Genomic DNA, 20,590 nt, shown 5'->3' with positions numbered 1-20,590 from the left:
GGAACCTCGGCGCATCCCCGGCCTCCCGGGCATGGGCCGCCCGGCAGGCGCACGGTCGCGGGAGGGCCTGTGGACGACGGGGGCCCGCCGGGCGGGGCCGCTAGGCTGGAACCGTGTCCACACCACTCTCCTCCCCCTCCGCCCGACCGCGCGCCGCACTGGTCGGCGGTGCCCTCGCGGTCCTGCTCTCCGCCGCCTGCGCCCCGGCCGACACAGGCGGCGCCGAGCCCCCCGGTGCCGGCGGGGTCGAGCGCGAACTCGCCTTCGAGGGCGGCGGGCACGAGGTCTCCGCGAGCTTCCGCACACCGCACGACGCGTCCGGGAGGGTCCCCGGCGCACTCATCATCTCCGGCAGCGGTCCCACCGACCGCGACGGCAACGCGCCCGCGCGGCCCGACGCCGACACCAACCGCAACCTCTCCCGCGTACTCGCCGAAGCCGGTGTGGCCTCGCTGCGCTACGACAAGTTCGGCAGCGGCCCGGACCCGCAGACCGGGGAGGAGACCGGCCCCGGGGGCGTCCGGACGATCGCCCCTGTGGACCCCGGGGTCTTCGACCGGCAGGTCGTGGCGGCGTACGAGGAGCTCGTCGCGCAGCCCGAGGTGGACCCGGGGCGCGTGGTCGTCGTCGGCCACAGCGAGGGCGCCCTCTACGCCCTGCGCGCCCACGAGCTCATCGGCTCCGGGCACCCCTCGCCCGCGCTGGTGCTGGCCGCCCCTCCGGGCACGCGCTACCTGGACCTCCTCGACCGCCAGGTCACCGAGCAGGTCCGCATGGCGGAGGGGGCGGGCCAGATCGAGGAGGCGGAGGCGGTGCAGCTCCTCTCGGACATGCGCGCCGGGCGGGCCGCGGTCAGGGGAGGACGCGACCTCACGTCGCAGGAGAGCGACCGGTTCGGCGTCTACACACCGTGGAACGCCGACTTCCTCGCGTTCATGGACGGCCTCGACCCCGTCGAACTCGGTCGCGACCTGCCCGAGGGCACACCGGTCCTGGTCCTGTGGGGGGAGGACGACGCCCAGGTCTCTCGGGAGGACGTGGACCGGCTCATGACGGGTCTGGACGGCGCCGAACGCGTGGACCTGCCCGGTACCGACCACATCCTCCGAGCCTTCGAGGACGAGCCCGGAGCGGCGGTCCTGGACTCGGACAGACCCTTCGCCGAGGGGGTCGCCCCGGCGCTGGAGGAGTTCCTCGACACCGCCTGGTAGGGCTCCCGGCCGTCGGGGACGCCCGGGGGGGCGCCGGCCCGTCACTCGGGGATCGACTCCGGGAGGGCCCCGACCACCGCCAGGGCGAGCTCCTCCGCGTCGGCGACGATACGCTCCTCGTCGGCCGGCTCGGTCGCGTCGTAGCGGGACGCCACGCTGTAGCAGGACTCCAGGTACAGGTTGGAGACCCGCGTCCCCACGCAGCCGACCGTGAACGGCGCCCCGCGGGTCCAGCGCACCGCCTCCTCGCCGACACCGTCCAGCCCGGTGGTGTCGTGCTGTTCCGTGGTCGCGCGCAGGTTGTCGGCGGCGGTCGTCACCCCGCCCGGGTTGGGAGCGGCCACCATCACCAGCGTCGCCGTGGCCGGAACCGCCTCTCCCGGGCCCTCCGGGGTGGCCCAGCGGCACTGCCACCCGGACCCGGCCGGGTCCTCCGGACCGCCGACCGGCTCCTCCAGCTCCAGTTCGTGCCCCGGCACCAGCGCGTCCAGCGTCTCCGTCGCGACGGCGGCGCACTCGGGGGCCGACTCGTACTCGCCCGTCTCCGGGGAGTCCCGCGTGACGACGTACCAGATCGCGCCGGCCGCGAGCAGGAGCAGGGCCAGGCCGGCGGCGACCACTCCCGCCGTCGCGCAGCCCCTGCTCTGCGGCTGCGCCGACGGCACCACCTCGGGAGGAGGGCCGTACGGGGGCTGGGGGGGGTACTGCGGGCTCACAGGGACTCCCCGATCCGTCCGGCGAACTCGGCGGCCAGGTCGGCCGCGTCCTCGGGGTCGACCGGTTCCTGCCCGGCCAGGCCCGCGTAGGACACGCGCACGAACAGGTTGTCGCTGTGGAAGGCGAGTTCGGCGGTGCCGGGCACCTGCCCGTGCCACACCGCGCCCTCGCCCGTCGGCAGGTCCACCTCCTCGGCGCGCACGGGCAGGAGTGCCGTGTACGCCTCCGCGGCGCGGTCGGCCCCGGTCACCGGTTCCTCCCCCGTGGCGTCGGTGAAGAGCGCCGACACGTCGACGCGCAGTGCTCCCCCGTCGCCGCCGGGGGCCCCGGGCGAGGACCACGCGCACACGAGGTTGTCGCCGCCCTCCAGGGGGCCCTGCTCCCGGGGCTGCGCGACCGCCCCGGGCAGGCGCTCCGCGAGGAGTTCGCCGGTGACGGCGTCGCAGCCGGTCGCCGCGGCGTGGACGTCACCGCTCTCGGGGACGTCCGGGTCGTTCCCGGACAGCCACAGCCCGCCGCCGACGGCGGCCGCGGACAGCACCACCGCGCCCGCACCGATCACGGCCACCCGCACGAGGGGACCCACCCGGCCACCCGCCTCCCTGTCGGTCACCGAGCCGACCGCGGGGGACGGCGGCCGCGCCCGGCGGCCGCCGTCCCGTTCCGGTCAGCCGACGACGATGTTCACCAGCTTCGGCGCGCGCACGATGACCTTGCGGATCTGCTTGTCGCCGATGAAGCCCTGTGCCCGCTCCGACGCCAGCGCCAGCTTCTCCAGCTCGGCGGGGTCGATGTCGGGCGCCACGGACAGCTTGTCACGGACCTTGCTCTGCACCTGCACGACACAGGTCACGGTCTCCTGCACCAGGAGGCCGGGGTCCGCCTCGGGCCAGTGGCCGACGGCGACGGTGCCCACGTGCCCCAGCTTCTCCCAGCCCTCCTCCGCCACGTAGGGCGCGAACAGGGACAGGGCGACGGCCACGAACTCGGCGGCCTCGCGCACCGCGGGGTCGCCCGCCCCGGGGCCGGAGTCGATGGCCTTGCGGGTCGCCGAGACCAGCTCCATGGTGCGGGCGATGGCCACGTTGAACCGCCGCGACTCGACCAGGTTCGTGATCTGGTCGATGGTGCGGTGCGTGACCCTGCGCAGGGCGGTGTCGCCCCCGGCGGGGTCGGCGCCGGGCTCGCTGGCCGCTCCCGCCTCGCTCATCACCCGGTAGGCGCGGTTGAGGAACTTCTGCGCCGCGACGGCGGACACGTCGGCCCAGTCGACGTCCTCCTCCGGGGGGGAGGCGAAGAGCATGGTCAGCCGGACGGCGTCCACGCCGTAGGCGTCGATCTCCTTGCCCAGGTCGACGCCGTTGCCCAGGGACTTGGACATCGCCCGGCCCTGGTTGATGACCTGTCCCTGGTTGGTCAGGTGGCGGAAGGGCTCGGTGAAGGACACCATGCCCAGGTCGTGCAGGACCTTGGTGAAGAAGCGGGCGTACATCAGGTGGAGCGTCGCGTGCTCCTTGCCGCCGATGTAGTGGTCGACCGGCCCCCACTTGTCGACCGCCTCGACGTCGAACGGGGCGGTGTCCAGGCGGGGCGAGCAGTAGCGCAGGAAGTACCAGGACGAGTCCACGAAGGTGTCCATGGTGTCGGTGTCCCGCAGGGCGGGGCCCGCGCAGGACGGGCAGTCCACGTTGACCCACTCCTCGGCCGAGGCCAGGGGCGACACGCCCTTGGGCGCCAGCTCGGCGCCCTTCAGCTCGGGGAGGGTGACGGGCAGCTGGTCGTCGGGGACCGCGACCTCGCCGCACGAGGGGCAGTGGACGATCGGGATGGGCGTGCCCCAGTAGCGCTGGCGGGACAGCAGCCAGTCGCGCAGCCGGTAGTTGACAGTGCCCTCGCCGGTGCCGCGCTCGGCGAGCACCCCGATGATGCGCTCGATCGCCTCGGCCTTGGCCAGGCCGTCCAGCGGACCGGAGTCGCGCAGCGTGCCCTCGCCCGCGGTGGCCACGCCGGTCTCCGCCGGGTCGGGCTCCCCGGTCTCCACCACGACCCTGACCGGCAGGTCGAAGGCCAGGGCGAAGTCGAGGTCGCGCTGGTCGTGCGCGGGCACCGCCATGATGGCGCCGTGGCCGTAGTCGGCCAGGACGTAGTCGGCGGCCCAGACGGGCATGCGCTCGCCGTTGACGGGGTTGACGGCGTAGCGGCCCAGGAAGACACCGGTCTTGGGGCGCTCGGTGGCCTGGCGCTCGATGTCAGAGAGCTTGGCGACCTCGGCGCGGTAGGCGTCGAAGGCCTCCCGCTGCTCGGGGGCGCACAGCTCCTCCGCCAGGTCCGCGTCGGCGGCCACCACGAAGAACGTGGCGCCGTAGAGGGTGTCCGGGCGCGTGGTGAACACCGTGACCGGCTCGTCGCGGCCCTCGATCCGGAAGTGCACGTCGGCGCCGGTGGAGCGGCCGATCCAGTTGCGCTGCATGGCCAGGATCTCGTCGGGCCAGCGGCCTCCGTCGAGCTGGTCCATGTCGTCCAGCAGGCGCTGGGCGTAGTCGGTGATCTTGAAGTACCACTGGTTCAGGCTGCGGCGGACGACGTCGGAGCCGCAGCGCTCGCACCTGCCCTGGACGACCTGCTCGTTGGCGAGCACCGTCTGGTCCTTGGGGCACCAGTTGACCTGGCCGTCCTTGCGGTAGGCCAGCCCGCGCTCGAAGAAGCGGGTGAACAGCCACTGGTTCCACTTGTAGTACTCGGGGTCCGAGGTGTGCAGGCGGCGCGACCAGTCCACGCCGATGCCGTAGCGCCGGAACGAGGCCGCCTGGGTCTCGATGTTGGCGTAGGTCCACTCGGCCGGGTGCGAGTCGTTCCTGATCGCCGCGTTCTCGGCGGGCAGCCCGAAGGAGTCCCAGCCGACGGGGTGCAGGACGTTGTCGCCGCGCTGGAAGCGGTAGCGGCCGATGACGTCGCCGATGGCGTACGCCTCCGCGTGACCCATGTGCAGGTCGCCGGAGGGGTAGGCGAACATGTCGACGATGTAGGAGCGCGGACGGGTGTCCCCGGGGTCCTCCTCGGCCTGGAACGGGAGCTCGGCGGCCCAGCGCGCCTGCCATTTGTCCTGGAGGGCGCGGGCGTCGTAGGTGTCGCCCGTCGTCTGGTCGCCGTCTACCGCTGTCATCGCTGAAGGTTCCTTAGCCGCGTCTGGGTGTACTTCCCACAGGTTAGCGGTTGGCGGGTCGGGTGCAGGACGCGTTCACGCGCCTCGGGCCGCAGACGGTCCCCGCCCGCCCGGGGGCCGGGAACCGTGACGGAGCGTAGCGAAAAGATCGGTGAGATTACGGACCCGCGTCCTCTCCACACCGACTGTTCGGTTTGTTACTCTGCCGTGAAAGTGGCACAGAACACGCGATCCCGGTCACACCGGCTCCCTTCGTGCGTGTCCTGACTTATCCGGATCCACCGGATTCACCTGCCTGCGGGAGGCCCCCATGTTCAACCTGTCCGTGCTTCTGGAGGACGGCGCCCGCTCGGCGCCCGAGAAGGAGTGCCTGGTCTTCGGGGACCTGCGCCTGAACTACGCCCTCACCGACATGATCGCCAACCAGGTGGCCGACCTCCTCGTCTCCCGGGGGATCAGACCCGGCGACCGGGTCGCTCTCGCCAGTCCGAACGTGCCCTACTTCCCGTTCGTCTACTTCGGCGCCCTCAAGGCGGGCGCGGTGGTCGTCCCCCTGAACGTGCTGCTGACCCCCCGTGAGATCGCCTACCACCTGGAGGACTCCGGGGCCAAGGCGCTGTTCGCGTTCACCGGCACCCCGGAACTGCCGCTGGGCCCGCGCGCCTACGAGGCCTTCCAGCAGACGGACGGCTGCGACATCTACGTGGACCTCCCCGCCGTGCCGGGCGCCACCGAGTCCACCATCGACGGCGCCGAGACCTTCTGGAAGGCGCTGGAGGGCCGGTCCGGCGAGTTCGAGAGCGTGCAGACGAGCGCCGAGGACACGGCGGTCATCATCTACACGAGCGGCACGACCGGCAAGCCCAAGGGCGCCGAGCTGAGCCACAACAACCTGATGATGAACGCCATCGGCTCGGCCAAGCTGGTGAACGCGCACCCGGAGGGCCGCGACGTCTCCCTGGTGGTCCTCCCGCTGTTCCACATCTTCGGCCAGACGGTCATGCTCAACGCCTGCCTGTACCGCCACGGGACCATGGTCCTCATGCCGCGCTTCGACGGGGACGAGGCCCTGCGCCTCATGGAGAAGGAGGGCGTCACCGGGTTCGCGGGCGTGCCCACCATGTACTGGGGCCTGCTCAACGCGGTCCAGAGCGCCGGGGCCGGCGAGTACGACCTCGAGGGCATCGCCGCGAACATGGTCGACGCCGTCTCCGGCGGCGCCGCCCTGCCCGGCCGGCTCGCCGAGGACTTCACCAAGGTGTTCGGCGTCGGCATCAAAGAGGGCTACGGCCTGTCCGAGACCTCGCCGGTCGCCTCCTTCAACAACCCCCGGGTCAAGGCCAAGACCGGTTCGATCGGCCGCCCGGTGTGGGGTGTGGAGATGAAGCTGATCGACCCGGACTGGAACGAGGTCGTCCAGGAGGAGGACAGGGAGCCGGTCGGGGAGATCGCCGTCCGCGGCCACCTGGTGATGAAGGGCTACCACAACCGTCCCGAGGTGAACGCCGAGGTCATCCGGGACGGATGGTTCCGTACCGGCGACATCGCCCGCCGGGACGAGGAGGGCTTCTACTTCATCATCGACCGCTCGAAGGACATGATCATCCGCGGCGGGTACAACGTGTACCCGCGCGAGGTCGAGGAGGTCCTGATGACCCACGACGCGGTCAGCCTCGCCGCGGTCGTCGGCGTCCCGCACGACACCCACGGCGAGGAGGTCAAGGCGTTCGTGATCCCCAAGGAGGGCTCCGACCTCACCGCCGACGAACTCGTCTCCTGGTCCAAGGAGCGCCTGGCGGGCTACAAGTACCCGCGCGAGGTCGAGTTCCGCACCGAGCTGCCGATGACGTCCACCGGGAAGATCCTCAAACGCGAGCTGCGCGGCTGACACGCGCCGTCCCCGCGCGTGCGCGCGGGGACGGCCGCCGGGAGCGCGGGACCGGTCCTCCCGGGGCCGGCCCCGCCCCTACCCCTTGACCGCGCCCTGGACCAGGCCCGAGACCAGGAAGCGCTGGACGAGGATGAAGAAGACCATGACCGGGAGGGTGATGAGGGTGGACGCGGCCATCACGTGCCCCCACTCGTTGGCGTACTGGCCGAAGAACTGGCGCAGGCCGACCGCGACGGTGTAGTTCTCGCTCTGGGTCATGAAGGTCAGGGCGAGCACGAACTCGTTCCAGGCCACGATGAACGAGAAGATCGCGGTCGCCACCAGGCCGGGCGCGACGAGCGGGAACAGGACCCTCCAGAACATCTGGAGCCAGGAGGCGCCGTCGATGTAGGCGGCCTCCTCCACCTCCACGGGCACGGCCGCGACGAAGCCCCGCATCATCCACACCGCCAGCGGCAGGGACAGGGCCACGTACACGATGCCGAGGCCGAGCAGGGTGTTGAGCATCTGGAGGTCGCGCACCTGGAGGAAGAGCGGGATGACCAGCGCCTCCAGCGGCACCATCTGCACGATGAGGATCATGACCAGCACGGCGGTGCGGAACCGGAAGCGGAACCGGGCCACCGCCACCGCGGCCAGCAGCGACAGCACGCACGCGCCCACCACCGTGATGCAGGCGACCGCCAGCGAGTTGGCCATGTACGTGTCGAAGTTGCCCTCGGTCAGGACGTAGGCGAAGTTGTCCAGGGTCGGCGCGGTCGGCAGCAGCGCCCCGGTGCCCGAGGTGCTCCGGTCCGAGAACGCGCTCGTCAGCATGAAGTACACCGGGAACAGGGTGAACAGCAGCAGCGCGCCCACCGCGGCGCCCTTGGCCAGGAGGCGGCCTGAGCGGACTGCGCCGCCCCTGCGCCTGGCCCGGCGGACCCGTTCCTCCCAGTCGCGGTCGGTGGCGGCCGATACGTGTGCGGTCGTGCCCAACGGTCCTCCTCGTCAGCGGCGCCCGTAGGGCGGGATCGGGTTGTCCGGCGGCCGGGACGGGCCGTTAGAATCCACCTCTGCCCGGTGCGGGACGCCTGTCCGGCCCCGGCGGGCGAGGAGGGGTGAGGGCCGTGTCGCCAGGATGGTCGGGACCGCCGGAAGCGGCGGGGTAGCGCCGTGCACGACTCCCCGGGCCCCTCCCCCACCGAGGTCGTCATCAGCTGGATCCCGCACGACGCGCGGTTCCGCGACAGGGCGGTCCGGCACGCCCTCGCCGACACGGGCGGCCGGCTGCTGTTCGCGTACGTGGACAACCTGGTCAACCAGGACAACGACGACGGGCGCCCGCTCGACGAGTACGACCTGCGCACCATGTCCGCGGTCCGGGAGGACCTCAACCGGCGCTCCCTGGCCTCCGTGGACTGGCGCCGGGTGCGGGACAAGCTGGTGTCGGGCGTCCACTGAGCCGTGGCCCCCCGTGCGCGCCCCGCAGCCGCGCCCGGTCACCTCAGCCCGTCCTCTCGGAACAGCGCCCTGAGGTAGAACACCGTGACCACCAGCAGCAGCAGGGTGAGCAGGACGGCGATGGCCGCGCCCAGCCCGTAGTCGTTGTGGCCGAAGGACCTCACGTAGGACCACACGCCGAGGTTGAGCATGTCCGAGCCGCCCACGTCGCCGCCGGGCATCAGGTAGATCTGCGCGAACACCTTGAAGTCCCAGATCGTCGACAGCACCGTGACCACCGCGAACACGGGCCGCAGCACCGGGAACGTGACGTGCCAGAAGCGCTTCCAGGCGCCGGCCCCGTCGATCCGGGCCGCCTCGTGGAGTTCGGCGGGGACGGTGAGCAGTCCGGCCAGGACGGTGACCGCCACGAACGGGAAACCGCCGTGCACCACGTTGAGGGTGACGATGGCGTAGAAGAACAGCCGGTCGGCGAACCAGTTGTGCCCCGAGGGGTCGAGCAGCCCGAGGGAGGTCAGCGCCTGGGCGACGACGCCGTTGTCGACGTCGAAGATCCAGACCCAGACGTAGGTCCCGCTGACGGCGGGCATGGCCCAGGCGACCATGATGCAGGAGACCACTACGAGCCGGGGGACCGTGGACAGCGTCGACAGCAGCAGTGCCACGAGCGTGCCGACGACGATCGTGGTGAGGACCGCGACCACGGCGAACACGACCGTGTTCACCATGGCGACCTGCCACAGGTAGGGGTCGGTCAGCAGCGCGACGTAGTTGTCCAGGCCGATGAAGTCGGACTCGCCGGACATCAGGTTGCGCAGCTTGAAGTCGCGGAAGGAGAGCCACAGGATCCGGCCGAGCGGGAACAGCAGGAGCAGCCCGATGACCGTCAGCGCGGGGGCGAGCAGCACCCACGGGAGGAGGGTCCTCCGTGCGCGCCGGCCCAGGAGCGGGGGCCGCCGCCCGGCCCCGGACCGCCTCGGGGACGGTCCGGAGGGGCGGCGGACGCCCTGCCCCGGTCCACTGGTTCCCAGCCCGACCGGTGTTCCCACTGCCTAACCCCCGTTGAGGATGCGCTCGATCTCCGCGGCGGTGTCCGCGGTGGCCTCGTCCACCGAGGCCTCGCCGTTGAGGATGGACTGCTGCATGCCGACCAGGAGCTTCTCGGCCTCGACCTGGGTCCAGGCCGGGGTCACCGGAACGCCGCGGCTCGCCTCGTTGAGCTGGACCGCGAACGGTCCCAGGATCGGGTCGGCCGACTCGGAGAACTCCTCGACCTTCGCGGTGACGCCGGGGAAGAATCCGGTCTCCTCGGACCACCGCATGGAGAACTCGTCGCCGGTGAGGTGCTGGACGTACTGCCAGGCCGCCTCCTCGTTGCCGGTGCCCTCGAAGACCGAGAGCAGGGAGCCGCCGGCGAAGGAGGGCATGTACCCCTCCTCCCGGCCGGGGAGGGTGAAGGAGTCGATCCTGCCCTCCAGCTCGGGGTTGCTCTCCAGGATGGCCTTCGGGTTGGCGCTGCCGAGGATGGCCATCGCCGCCTCCTCGTTGGCGATCGACTCCATGACCTCGATCTCGGTCCAGTTGACCGCGCCCGTGGTGGAGGTGCCGTCCTCCAGGGCCAGGCCGGTGAAGAACTCGATCCCCGCCCGGCCCTCGGGGGTGTCGATCTCCGAAACCCAGGTGCCGTCCGGCTGCTCGACGGCGATCTCCCCGCCGCCGCCCCAGATCCAGGGCATGACCGAGTACTGGGCGTCGCCGGGCACGGGGAAGGCGATCATGCCGTCCTCCGCCTCGGCGAGGGCCGTCGCGGTCTCGCGCAGCTCCTCCCAGTTCTCCGGCACCTCCAGGCCGTGCTCCTCGAAGATGTCCGAGCGGTAGACCACGGAGCGGATGGAGGCGTACCAGGGGACGCCGTACACGCCGTCGCCGAGCCGGCCCATCTCCATGAGGCCGGGGATGTACTGGTCGGTGTCGATGTCGTACCCGGACAGGTCGTGCAGCGCCCCGGCGTCGGCGAACCCGGGGGTGAGCGTGTTGCCGAGCTCGACCACGTCGGGCGTGGTCCCTCCGGCGATGGCCGTGGAGATCTTGTTCTGGGCGTCCTGCCACGGGATGAACTCGACGTCGACCTCGACACCGGTCTCCTCGGTGAACGCGGCGTTGGCCTCCTCGAAGAACCCGGTCTCGTCGGGGTTGGTGCCCTGCATGATCCACACCGTGAGCCCGTCGGCGGCGGAGCCGTCACCGCCCCCGCCGGACCCGCACGCCGTGGCGGCCAGGACCAGCGCCACCGCGGCGGCGGGGAGTGGAACGTACTTGTGGGTTCGTCTGCGGGCCATCGGCACGCCTCCCGTTCCTTTCGAGGGTCCCCTGAGGGTTGGTAGGAAACCTACGTAAAGAACGGCCTCCAGTGAAGTAAACCACTGTGATTTGTGTCTGACCCGTTAGGGGTCGGGGCCCGGGAACCGGCTCACCGCGCGCCCCGGGGCACGCCCGACCCCTCCGCCACCGGGGTCCCGGACCCGCGTGTCGCCGCCCTACTCCGCCAGGCCGGTGACCTGGCGCAGGACGGACAGGAGTTCGGCGCGCTTGTAGACGGCCAGGCCGATGGCGGCCCCGAACGCCGCGAGCATGTGGACGTAGACCATGGGGTCGCCCCGGGTGAAGCGCTCGGCGGCCTCCTCCTCGCCGACCGAGTGGGCCTCCCACGCGGTGGCGACCGCGAACTCCAGTTCGGGCGGGAGCATCTCGGCGACGGTACGGGCGACGGCCTCGCGGGAGTCGGCGGGCTTCCACACCACACCGGTCTGCTGCACCCTGCGGCCGAGGAAGGCGGCGACGACCTTCAGTTCCGACAGGACCTCGTCCACGTCGTCGGCGGCGCGCGGGACGACCGCGTCGAGCGCCTCCCGGTCCCGGTCCGCGTAGGCCTCGATCAGCTCGATCGCGGTCCGCCGGACGCGGTCCGGCGTCTCCGGCGGCGGAGTCCTGCCGTCGCGGGGATCGTGGGATGGTCCGGAGAATGACTCTGAGGACACGGTGGTGGTCCCTTCTGGATGGTGGGGCTCGGGTCCATGATGCCGCGAACGGGTCCCGGCGGAGCCCCGGACAGGCCGGGATCCCCTTCCGGCGAACAGGGGCCGGCGGGCCCCGCCGGCGCGGGCCCCCGGGGCCTCGGGGCGCCGGGGCCCGCCGGCGTCAGAACACCGGGCGCAGGGGCATGTGGGCGGCGGTGCCGTCCAGTTTCACCCCGAGGATCTGGTGCAGCTGCACCACGTCCCGCTCGAACCCCAGCACGGACCCGGCCATGTAGAGCCGCCAGACCCGGGCCGTGCCCTCTCCGACCTCGGCGACCGCCTCGTCCCAGTTGCGCTCAAGGTTGGCGCCCCAGTGGCGGAGGGTGAGCGCGTAGTGCTCGCGCAGGTTCTCCTGGTGGCGGATCTCGAAGCCCGCGTCGTTCATCGCGGTCTGGATCCGGCCCGCCCCCTCCAGCTCCCCGTCGGGGAACACGTACCGGTTGATGACGCCGCCGGTGTCCATCGGCCTGAGGTTGTTGCGCGGCCGGGTGATGGAGTGGTTGAGCAGCCGGCCCCCGGGGACCAGCTTGGCGTACAGCGAGGCGAAGTAGGCGTCCAGGTTCCTGGCGCCGATGTGCTCGGTCAGGCCGATGGAGCTGATCCGGTCGTAGCTGCCGTCGGGCACGTCCCGGTAGTCCATGTGCCGGACCTCGGCGAGCTCCGACAGCCCCTCCTGGGCGATCTTCTTGCCCGCCCACTCGGCCTGCTCCTTGGACAGGGTGACGCCGAGGGCGCGGACCCCGTGCTCCCGGGCGGCGTGCATGACCATGCCGCCCCAGCCGCAGCCCACGTCGAGCAGGCGCATACCCGGCTCCAGGCCGAGCTTGCGCGAGACCAGTGCGTACTTGCGGAACTGGGCGCTCTCCAGCGCGCCGTCCTCCCGGCCCACCCTGTCCGGGGCGCCGTCGGCGTCGTCGAAGACCGCGCAGGTGTAGGTCATGGACGGGCCCAGCACCAGTTCGTAGAACGCGTTGGAGACGTCGTAGTGGTGGTGGATCGCCTCGGCGTCCCGCTGCTTGGAGTGGCGCCAGCCCCGGGTCGCCAGCCGGCCGCGGGTCATCTCCTCCGGCGGCGGGGCCACCCGGTTGACGAACTTGACCCAGCCCACGGAGCGGACGATCTCGGCGAGGTCGCGGGCGGACACGTTGATCCCCTCGGCGAAGGCGAAGTCCGCCATGTGTCTGAGGGCGGTGTACATGTCGCCCTCCAGCTCCAGGTGGCCGGAGACGTACGCGCGGGTGAGCCCGAGCCCGTTCGGGGACTGGGCCAGGTAGTTGACGGCGACCGGTGTCCGCACGTGCAGGGCGACGTCGCTGTCCGGGTCCCCGGCGCTGCTGCCGTCGTAGGCGGTGAACCGGAGGGGCGCGTCAGGCCCGACGACGCGCTCGAAGATCTCGGCAAGACGCATGCTCTCTGTCCTTACCTCTCTCGGAGGCGGTCCGTCCCCACGGCCCGCCTCCCTGTGGTGTCAGCGGTTTCGCACGCACTTGGCGTACAGGTCCAGCAGCCGCCCCCCGGGGTCGTACGCCTCCTTGAGCGCGGAGTACGCGGGACCGTTGTAGAGCCGCCAGAACTCGTCCTCGCCGTAGAAGGAGTCCGAGTACAGGGACTTGTGTCCGCCCAGGTCGGCGACACGCTCCTCGACGAGCCGGTTGTGGTGGGCGCGGCGCTGGTTCGGTTTCATGTCGACGAGCCCCCAGAAACCGAAGTTCACGTAGAGGCGGCCGTCCTCCAGGGGGTAGAGCGGCCAGATGTGCTCGCCCTCCCCCAGCTCGGGCCGCCGGGGCTCGCGGAGCCGGAGGGGGCACATCCAGACCGGGGCCATGCCGATCTCGGAGTGGAAGAAGTCCAGGAACTCGGCCCCCCTCTCGACGCCGACCTCGACGTCCTGGATCAGGGGTTCCTGGGGGCGCTTGCCCCGGTAGTGGGTGAGGAGGCGGAAGAAGTCGGTCCGCCGGTCCCAGGCGACCAGCCTGCGGTACACGTCGGAGCGCTTCAGGGAGCGCGGCCACAGGGGGCGCACGAGCGGGTGCTGGGCGCCGAAGGCGCGCGAGCACCAGAACCAGTCGGTGTCCCAGCGCCACAGGTAGTCGTGGAGGGTGAGGTAGTCGCCCGGGCCGCGGCCCGCGTGGCGCCGGATGGACCGGTAGTAGATGTCGTTCCCGGTGTAGTCGCTGGTCCAGGGCGCCTGGTCGGTGAACCGGGCCAGGGTGAGGTACAGCTCACCGGGCCCGAAGGCCACCCCGTCCACGAAGTCGACCGGCTGCCCCTCGTGCTCGAGGTCCTCGCAGATCCGGGCGAGCGCGTCCATGGCCTCGGCGGCTCCGTGGAAGCGCAGGTGGCGCAGGTGCACGTAGGGGGACGCGGGTTCGAGCTCGATGCGCAGGCGCAGGCTGTAGCCGAGTGTGCCGTAGGAGTTGGGGAAGCCGTGGAAGAGGTCGCTGTGCTCGTTGTCCCGGGTGGCGGTGACGACGTCGCCCGTGGCGGTGAGGATCTCCATCTCCTGGACGCCCTCGTGCGGGAGGCCGTTGCGGAAGGAGGAGGACTCGATCCCCATGCCGGTGACGGCGCCCCCCAGGGTGATGGTGCGCAGCTGGGGGACGACGGTCGGCATCAGCCCGTGCGGGAGGGTCGCCGCGACGAGGTCCTCGTAGGTGGTCATGCCGCCGACGTCGGCGAGGCGCTCGACCGGGTCGATGGCGATGACGCCGGTGAAGCCGGAGACGTCCAGGGCGGGGCCGGAGGAGGGCTCCCGGAAACGGAACAGGTTGGAGGTGGGTTTGGCCAGCCGGACCGGCGCGTCCTGCGGAAGTGCCCGGTAGTCGCGGCGGACCCGCTGGACCGCCGCTATGTGCTCGGCGAACCCCGTCCGCCGTCCGGCCGCGGTGCCGCTGCCCGTTCCCTGCTGTTGAGGAGTCATCCCAGTTCCCGTTCCGGTGTCGGCGACGCACAGTGTGGGTCGGATCGGCCCTGGCCGCCGGGAGCGGCTGGGATGGGCCGATCTCCTCAGTTCTACCTACCGGTAACGGTCTTGTGCCACCCCATTTGTGCCGTGTCTTCCCAGAAGTCCGTCTACCTGGGGTGTTGCCCGGGTCACGTGTTCACCGGGGTCACCGAACCGGTGTGGGCGGCCGGAGGCGGGCACGACGTAGGATCTGGGTTCGTGCGTATCGCTCTCGTAGACTCCGGCATCGGCATGCTCTCGACCGCGGCGGCGCTGCACGCCGCCAGGCCGGACGCCGACCTGTTCCTGGCCATGGATCCGGACCACATGCCCTGGGGGCGGCGGACGCCGGACGAGGTGATCGCCCGCGCGCTGGCCGGGGCCCGCGCGGCGTCGGGCGCCGCGGGCGGCCGGGGGCTGGACGCGGTGGTCGTACCGTGCAACACGGCCTCGGTCCACGGCCTCGCCGAGCTCCGCGCCGAGTTCGAGCCGGACGTGCCGGTGGTCGGGACGGTCCCCGCGATCAAACCCGCCGCCGCGGCCGGAGGGCCCATCGCCGTCTGGTCCACCGTGGCGACCACGCGCAGCGCCTACCAGCGCCGGCTGATCGAGACCTTCGCGGGCGGCGTGGACGTGACGCCGGTCGCCTGCGTCGGGCTCGCCGAGGCCGTGGAGTCCGCGGATCCCCGGCTCATCGACGACGCCGTCGCCCACGCCGCCGACCTCACACCGGGGGACGTGCGCGGCGTCGTGCTGGGCTGCACCCACTACGACCTCGTGGGCGAACGGATCTCCGCCGCGCTGGGCGGCCGGGCCGAGCTCTTCACCGCCGCCGGGGCGGTGGCCGCGCAGACACTGCGGCGCGTCGCCGACGCGGCGGCCCGGCCCGCCCTCGCGGACGGCGGTCGCAACCGTGCCGGCCTGGTGCGGGTACTGGCCAGCGGACGACCCGCCCGGCTGCCCTCCGCCGCCCTCGCCTACCCGGCCGGGCGCGCGATCGCCGGGGCCCAGCCCGCCGCGGCCGGGGTCGCGGGCCGGTCGGCGCCCGCCTGACCTCCGCGCCGGGGTCACCGGCCGGGGGCCGTTCCCGGCAGCGCCTAGAAGGCCGCCCCCGGAGCGGTGGCCAGGACCGGGGGCTCCGCGCCCGGACCGAACCCGGCCTCCGCGTCGGGACCGCCGTTGAGGGCGCCGGCGGCGAGGGTGCGCACCAGGTCGCGCACGCCGGCGGTGTCGTTGTCGTGGAGCAGCGTCTCCAGGAGGGACAGCGCCGCCCGCTGGTCACCGGGCTGTTCGCGCACGTGCCTCCACTGCGGCTCGGTGGCGGCGTCCGACAGCATGAGGGTGCGCCCGACCTGGCCGAGCGCGCTGAGGAGCGGCGTGTCGTGGGGGATCCTCTCCAGGGCCGCGTTGACCTGCTCGGCCTGGAACTCGGGATCGACCTGCTCGGCGGGCTGTGCGCGGAGGAACGCCAGGATCCGCTCGGCGGGCGCCGCCGGGGCGATCGGGGGGATCCCGCCGATCATCGCGCGGGCCTCGACCAGGTCCCCCAGGATCTCGTCGGTGCGGCCCAGCTCCCCGATCAGCCTCTCCGCGCGCTGGGCGGAGCAGGTCGCCACCCAGCGGGCCCCGCGGCCGGCGGCCAGGCGGGCGGCGGCCAGGGCCAGCTCCGCGCCGCGGCGGGGCGCCCCGACCCTCTCGAAGTAGCGGGACCAGGTGGTCACACGGACCCCGAGCCGCCAGTCGTTGCGGACGGCGCCCTGGCAGACGAGGTTCTCGACGGCCTCCACCCAGGCGGGCCGCAGACCCGGGTGGGCCTCCGCCTCCTCGACCGTCGGGAGCGGGGCGATGGCCTCGCGGGGCGCGCACTGGCCGAGCCTGGTGAGCCAGGAGAGGAGCCGCGCCCGCTCGAAGCGGATGCGGCGGCGCAGGGCGTCGCGGCGCGGGTTCGCCTCGTCGAGGGCGAGCTCCGCCTCCATCCGGTCGAGGACCTCCAGGGCCTGCGTGTGCTTGTCCTGGTGGCGCAGCGCGCGCACGAGGGTGAAGACGCCGTCGGCGCCGAGCACCGCCGGTCCGGTGGCGGTGTGCTCGTAGCGCCGCAGCTCCGTCTCCGCCCGGTCGGCCAGGTCCTCGTCGATCAGCAGGTTGACACGGGCCAGGGTGAGGGCGGGCCAGGCCGGGGTGCGCTCCCAGCCGGCCAGGCTGCGGGTGGACAGCAGATCGCGGCGCAGGTCGGTGGTCCCCCTGGCGTCCACGTTCGCGTGGCAGCGCACGAGCGTCTCCTGGAGGGACACCGGCAGCGGGCCGTGCTCGTGCGGCGCCGGCTCGTCGGCGGCGGCCGCCGTCACCTGGGCCAGGGCGCGCCTGCCCTCGGCGAGCACCCCGACCCGCACGGCCAGGGGCCAGTGCGCGAGGAAGAACAGCGTCGGCGGCCCGAAGACCCCCGGCACCGCGGCCTGCGCGCTCCCCGCCTCGGCGACCAGCCGGCGCGCGGTGCGCATCGCCGACCTGGCCACGGCCTCCACCCGTACCGCGTCCCCCGCCTCGCAGAGCACGGGCAGCGCCGTGACCCCGTCCGCCAGCTCGTCCTGCCCCGCCGCCCTGAGCCGGCGGGAGGTCTCCCCTGCCCACGTCCACATCGGCATGCTCTTCTCCCCCTGATGGTGCCGCGTGACAACAGAACGTAGCAGCGCGGTGACAGGGCTGTCCGGGAAACGCGTGAGACCGGTGCCGGGCGGGGCCTGCACGCCCGATCCGTGTGGTTTGGGCGGGATAGACTCTGGGGCACCGCGGCCCCGGGGGATCCGGACACGGACCCCCGCTCCGCACACCACCCGCAGCAGTACCTGAGGGGACAGAGCGCCGATGGGATGGCGAGACCGCTTCGGACTCCGCAAGGCCAACCGCAAGGGCAAGGCCCGTTTCGACCGGGCCTCCGAGGATTCGGACATCAAGGCGCTGATCGAGTTCTCGAAGAGCAGGGTGGGCGTGGAGTTCTTCGTCGAGCCCGAAACGTTCGCCACCCGGACCACGGCCGTCGCCGTGGCCACCGACGGCGAGTGGATCCGGCGCCGCTGCGGTTCCCCCGAGGTGATCCGCAAGGTCGCCCGTGACCTGGCCGCCCCCGCCTACGACGTGCAGATCGTCGGTTACCCCCAGCGCATGCGCGACTGGAGCGCGCGCAACAAGCGCGGCCTGTCGATGGACGAGTAGCGCCGACCCGGCGGAGGAGGACTTGCCACACCGACGCTTCGGGGAGGACGTGTCCGAAACCCTCTACCCGGTCATTTTGGGCATTGATGACGAGGCCTTGCCGCGACTTCCTCTCCGAACGGGTTCCCTAACGGGCTCCGTTCGTCGCATACTCGCCTGGGAGGGGGGACTCTGATGAAGCAGGATCTCACGGCCCTGTGTTGCGAATGCGGCATGATTCGCGAGGTGAGCGACTACCAGAGTGTGGGCGAGGCCCAGTCGGCCTACGGACTGGCCCGCTGCGTCGTCTGGCGCAAGTGCCGCACCTGCGGCTACCGCACCTACCACGCCTATCTGCGCACCGACGAGGACCGCGACGAGCTGGAGGACGCCCTCAGGCTGGACGGCGCCCTCGCGGCGGAGGCCCTCGACGAGGAGATGGAGCAGCTGCGGCTGTGCGGGATCGAGGTCGGCCACGCCCCCGTCCCCGCCATCTGGGACGGCCAGTCGGTCGGCATGGTCACCCAGCGGCTGACCGACCACGCCTACTCCATCGTCCTGGACCCCGAGTCGTCCGTGGTGTCACGCCTGAAGCTCATCGACATGATGTGGAACGAGCTCCTGGTCGGCGAGCACGACGACCGCTGGTTCATCCAGGAGTCCGAGGACGACGAGTCCCCCGCGTACGCGGTCCGCCTCTTCGGCTACCGCACCCGGGGCTGACCGGTCCGGTCCCACCGCCGGAGCGCGAACGCCCCCGGCACCGCCCACGGCCTGCGGCCGGGCGCCCGTGACGGGCGCCCGGCCGCCGCGCGTCCCGGGGCGGGCACGGTCGGCGGCCCTCAGCCCGCGGCCGGCTCGGGTGCCGCCCGCCGGGACAGCCGGCGCAGCGCCGACCGGGCCACCTCGGCGTCCGTGGTGCCCCAGTAGGGCGGCAGCGAGGCGCGCAGGAAGCCGCCGTAGCGGGCGGTGGCCAGGCGCGGGTCCAGGACCGCGATGACCCCGCGGTCGTCGGTGGAGCGCAGCAGCCGGCCGGTGCCCTGGGCGAGCAGCAGCGCGGCGTGGGTGGCCGCCACCGACAGGAACCCGTTGCCGCCGTGCGCGGCCACGGCCCGCTGACGGGCGGAGGCGAGGGGGTCGTCCGGACGGGGGAACGGGATGCGGTCCACGATCACCAGCGACAGGGAGGGGCCCGGCACGTCCACGCCCTGCCACAGCGACAGGGTGCCGAACAGGCAGGACCTCTCGTCCTCGGCGAACCGCCGGACCAGCTGGCCGGTGGAGTCCTCGCCCTGGCACAGGATCGGCTGGTCGAGCCGGTCCCGGAGCTCGTCGCAGGCCTGCTGGGCGGCCCTCATGGAGGAGAAGAGGCCCAGGGCCCGGCCGTCGGCGGCCTCGATGAGCTCGGCGATCTCGTCGAGGTAGGAGGGCGCGAGCCCGTCGCGCCCGGGCGGCGGCAGGTGGGTGGCCACGTACAGGATGCCGCTGCGGGCGTGCTCGAAGGGCGACCCGACGTCCAGCGCGCGCCAGCGGGGCTCCCCCGCCGCGCGGTGGGGGCCGTCGTCGTCCTCGTCCGGGCCGGCGGCCGGAGTGTCCCCGTCCCCGGTCTGCGCCCGCGTCGTCCCGGGGGCGCCCGCGGCGGCCCGTTCCGCGGCCTCCCGGGTGACCTCGCGGCCCAGGCCCCACTGGTTGGCCAGGGAGGTGAAGGAACCGCCGAGGGTGAGGGTGGCCGAGGTCAGCACGACGGTGCGGTCCCCGAAGAGCTTCTCCCGCAGCAGCCCGCCGACGGCGAGCGGGGCGACGTTGAGGGCGGGCTGGCGGCCCGGGGCCCTGGTGAGCCACACGACCTCGGTGCGGTCGCGCAGGGCGGGTTCGTAGGACTCCAGCACGCGCACGGCGGTCTCGCGCACCTCTTCGAGAGCGGCCAGGGCCAGGCGGCGGTCGCTGGCGCCGTCGGGGTCGAGCTCGCCGGGCGAGGGGCCGATGGCCGTGACGCAGGCGGAGGCGGCGTCGCGGGTGGCCGCGACCGCGTTGGCCAGGGCGTCGTCGATGTGGTCCAGGCGGCCGTCGGGCGACTCGGTGAACATCAGGGCGAGCCCGTCGGCGCACTCCGTGAGGCGCTCGCTGATCCCGGGCTCGACCAGGCGGGCGGCGCGCTTGGCCGCGGTGTTGACGACGCGCTCGCTCAGGCTGCCGGTGGACACGGAGGTCGCCCGGTCCACGAGCTCGTGCGCCTCGTCGATCATGATCGTGTCGTGCTCGGGCAGGATGTGCCGGCCCTGCGCCATGTCGATGGAGAGCATCGCGTGGTTGGTGACCACCACGTCCACTCCCTGGGTGGCCTCGCGTGCGAACTCCGCGAAGCACTCCTGTCCGAAGGGGCAGATGCGGGCCCCCATGCACTCGTTGGCGCCCACGGACACCTGCCGCCAGGCGAGGTCGCTGACGCCGGGGACGAGCTCGTCGCGGTCGCCGGTGACGGTCTCCTCCGCCCACTCGTGCAGGCGGGCCACCTGGCGGCCGAGGGAGGAGAGCTGCCGGGGGTCGAACAGCTCGGCGTCCTCCGCGTCCTCGTCCGCGGTCTGGAGCCGGTTGCGGCACAGGTAGTTGCGGCGGCCCTTCAGCACGGCGAACGTGGGCTCGCGCGGCAGCAGCGAGGACAGCGCCCCGGCCAGGCGCGGCAGGTCCCGGTCGATGAGCTGGTTCTGGAGGGCGATGGTGGCGGTGGAGACCACCACGGTGTTCTTCCGGTCCATCGCGTGTCTGACCGCGGGTACCAGGTACGCCAGGGACTTGCCGGTGCCGGTACCGGCCTGGACCACCAGGTGCTCGCGTTCGTCGACCGCCGCGGCCACGGCGTCGGCCATGGCCGTCTGGCCCTCGCGGCGGCTGCCGCCGAGAGCGGTGACGGCGGCGTCGAGCAGGGTCGGAACGTCGGGAAGATCTGCCACGGAT

General features: G+C 72.6%; 17 protein-coding genes. 6 read left to right on the top strand and 11 right to left on the bottom strand.

Features of this window, described 5'->3' with window-relative positions; all coding sequences use genetic code 11:
- Nucleotides 1-113 precede the first annotated feature (113 nt).
- A complete protein-coding gene (locus OUQ99_RS07255; RefSeq protein WP_267948657.1) occupies nt 114-1,211 on the top strand; it encodes an alpha/beta hydrolase family protein in 1,098 nt (365 codons plus the stop codon).
- A 41-nt stretch (nt 1,212-1,252) separates the two neighbouring features.
- On the opposite strand, the gene OUQ99_RS07250 is transcribed toward OUQ99_RS07255, so the two are convergent.
- The 3 genes from OUQ99_RS07250 to leuS all read right to left on the bottom strand — a co-directional run bounded on the left by OUQ99_RS07250 (nt 1,253) and on the right by leuS (nt 5,091).
- Entirely contained in the window at nt 1,253-1,879 is a 627-nt protein-coding gene (locus OUQ99_RS07250) for a hypothetical protein (protein ID WP_267950286.1), read from the bottom strand.
- A 44-nt stretch (nt 1,880-1,923) separates the two neighbouring features.
- A complete protein-coding gene (locus tag OUQ99_RS07245; RefSeq protein ID WP_431061486.1) occupies nt 1,924-2,496 on the bottom strand; it encodes a hypothetical protein in 573 nt (190 codons plus the stop codon).
- Between the two features lie 99 nt (nt 2,497-2,595).
- The gene (leuS, locus tag OUQ99_RS07240) at nt 2,596-5,091 is read right to left on the bottom strand and encodes a leucine--tRNA ligase (protein WP_267948655.1); all 2,496 of its coding nucleotides are present in this window, start codon (nt 5,089-5,091) and stop codon (nt 2,596-2,598) included.
- 310 nt (nt 5,092-5,401) lie between these two features.
- Between leuS and OUQ99_RS07235 the strand changes: the two genes are divergently transcribed.
- Nucleotides 5,402-6,979, top strand: a complete 1,578-nt coding sequence (locus tag OUQ99_RS07235) for a long-chain-fatty-acid--CoA ligase (RefSeq protein WP_267948654.1) — start codon at nt 5,402-5,404, stop codon at nt 6,977-6,979.
- Nucleotides 6,980-7,057: 78 nt separating this feature from the next.
- On the opposite strand, the gene OUQ99_RS07230 is transcribed toward OUQ99_RS07235, so the two are convergent.
- Nucleotides 7,058-7,840, bottom strand: a complete 783-nt coding sequence (locus OUQ99_RS07230; RefSeq protein WP_267950285.1) for a carbohydrate ABC transporter permease — start codon at nt 7,838-7,840, stop codon at nt 7,058-7,060.
- Nucleotides 7,841-8,137: 297 nt separating this feature from the next.
- On the opposite strand from OUQ99_RS07230, the gene OUQ99_RS07225 reads away from it, so the two are divergent.
- Entirely contained in the window at nt 8,138-8,425 is a 288-nt protein-coding gene (locus OUQ99_RS07225; RefSeq protein WP_267948653.1) for a hypothetical protein, read from the top strand.
- A gap of 38 nt (nt 8,426-8,463) precedes the next feature.
- Here OUQ99_RS07225 and OUQ99_RS07220 read toward each other — a convergent pair whose 3' ends face one another.
- The 5 genes from OUQ99_RS07220 to OUQ99_RS07200 form a co-directional block, all read right to left on the bottom strand.
- Nucleotides 8,464-9,369, bottom strand: a complete 906-nt coding sequence (locus OUQ99_RS07220) for a carbohydrate ABC transporter permease (protein ID WP_267950284.1) — start codon at nt 9,367-9,369, stop codon at nt 8,464-8,466.
- A gap of 108 nt (nt 9,370-9,477) precedes the next feature.
- Nucleotides 9,478-10,764: a sugar ABC transporter substrate-binding protein gene (locus tag OUQ99_RS07215; RefSeq protein ID WP_267948652.1), complete on the bottom strand. Its 1,287-nt coding sequence runs from the start codon at nt 10,762-10,764 to the stop codon at nt 9,478-9,480.
- Between the two features lie 198 nt (nt 10,765-10,962).
- A complete protein-coding gene (locus tag OUQ99_RS07210) occupies nt 10,963-11,463 on the bottom strand; it encodes a hypothetical protein (RefSeq protein WP_267948651.1) in 501 nt (166 codons plus the stop codon).
- A gap of 160 nt (nt 11,464-11,623) precedes the next feature.
- Nucleotides 11,624-12,910 (bottom strand): SAM-dependent methyltransferase, encoded by a 1,287-nt coding sequence (locus OUQ99_RS07205; RefSeq protein WP_267948650.1) that lies wholly within the window; start codon nt 12,908-12,910, stop codon nt 11,624-11,626.
- A gap of 60 nt (nt 12,911-12,970) precedes the next feature.
- A complete protein-coding gene (locus tag OUQ99_RS07200) occupies nt 12,971-14,422 on the bottom strand; it encodes an FAD-binding oxidoreductase (RefSeq protein ID WP_267948649.1) in 1,452 nt (483 codons plus the stop codon).
- 243 nt (nt 14,423-14,665) lie between these two features.
- Here OUQ99_RS07200 and OUQ99_RS07195 point away from each other — a divergent pair, with 243 nt between their 5' ends.
- A complete protein-coding gene (locus OUQ99_RS07195) occupies nt 14,666-15,499 on the top strand; it encodes a glutamate racemase (protein ID WP_267948648.1) in 834 nt (277 codons plus the stop codon).
- A 44-nt stretch (nt 15,500-15,543) separates the two neighbouring features.
- Here OUQ99_RS07195 and OUQ99_RS07190 read toward each other — a convergent pair whose 3' ends face one another.
- Nucleotides 15,544-17,088, bottom strand: a complete 1,545-nt coding sequence (locus OUQ99_RS07190) for a hypothetical protein (protein WP_267948647.1) — start codon at nt 17,086-17,088, stop codon at nt 15,544-15,546.
- Between the two features lie 220 nt (nt 17,089-17,308).
- Here OUQ99_RS07190 and OUQ99_RS07185 point away from each other — a divergent pair, with 220 nt between their 5' ends.
- Entirely contained in the window at nt 17,309-17,656 is a 348-nt protein-coding gene (locus OUQ99_RS07185; RefSeq protein WP_267948646.1) for a hypothetical protein, read from the top strand.
- A gap of 174 nt (nt 17,657-17,830) precedes the next feature.
- Nucleotides 17,831-18,358: a DUF6315 family protein gene (locus OUQ99_RS07180; protein WP_267948645.1), complete on the top strand. Its 528-nt coding sequence runs from the start codon at nt 17,831-17,833 to the stop codon at nt 18,356-18,358.
- 119 nt (nt 18,359-18,477) lie between these two features.
- On the opposite strand, the gene OUQ99_RS07175 is transcribed toward OUQ99_RS07180, so the two are convergent.
- Nucleotides 18,478-20,586 carry an ATP-dependent DNA helicase gene (locus OUQ99_RS07175; protein WP_267948644.1) on the bottom strand — a complete coding sequence of 703 codons (2,109 nt, stop codon included), beginning with the start codon at nt 20,584-20,586 and terminating at the stop codon, nt 18,478-18,480.
- Between the last annotated feature and the right edge of the window lie 4 nt (nt 20,587-20,590).

Source organism: Streptomonospora nanhaiensis (assembly GCF_026642255.1).
GTDB lineage: Bacteria > Actinomycetota > Actinomycetes > Streptosporangiales > Streptosporangiaceae > Nocardiopsis > Nocardiopsis tropica.
The sequence above is the reverse complement of the archived record's forward strand: the minus strand, read 5'-3'. Positions and strand labels throughout refer to the sequence as shown.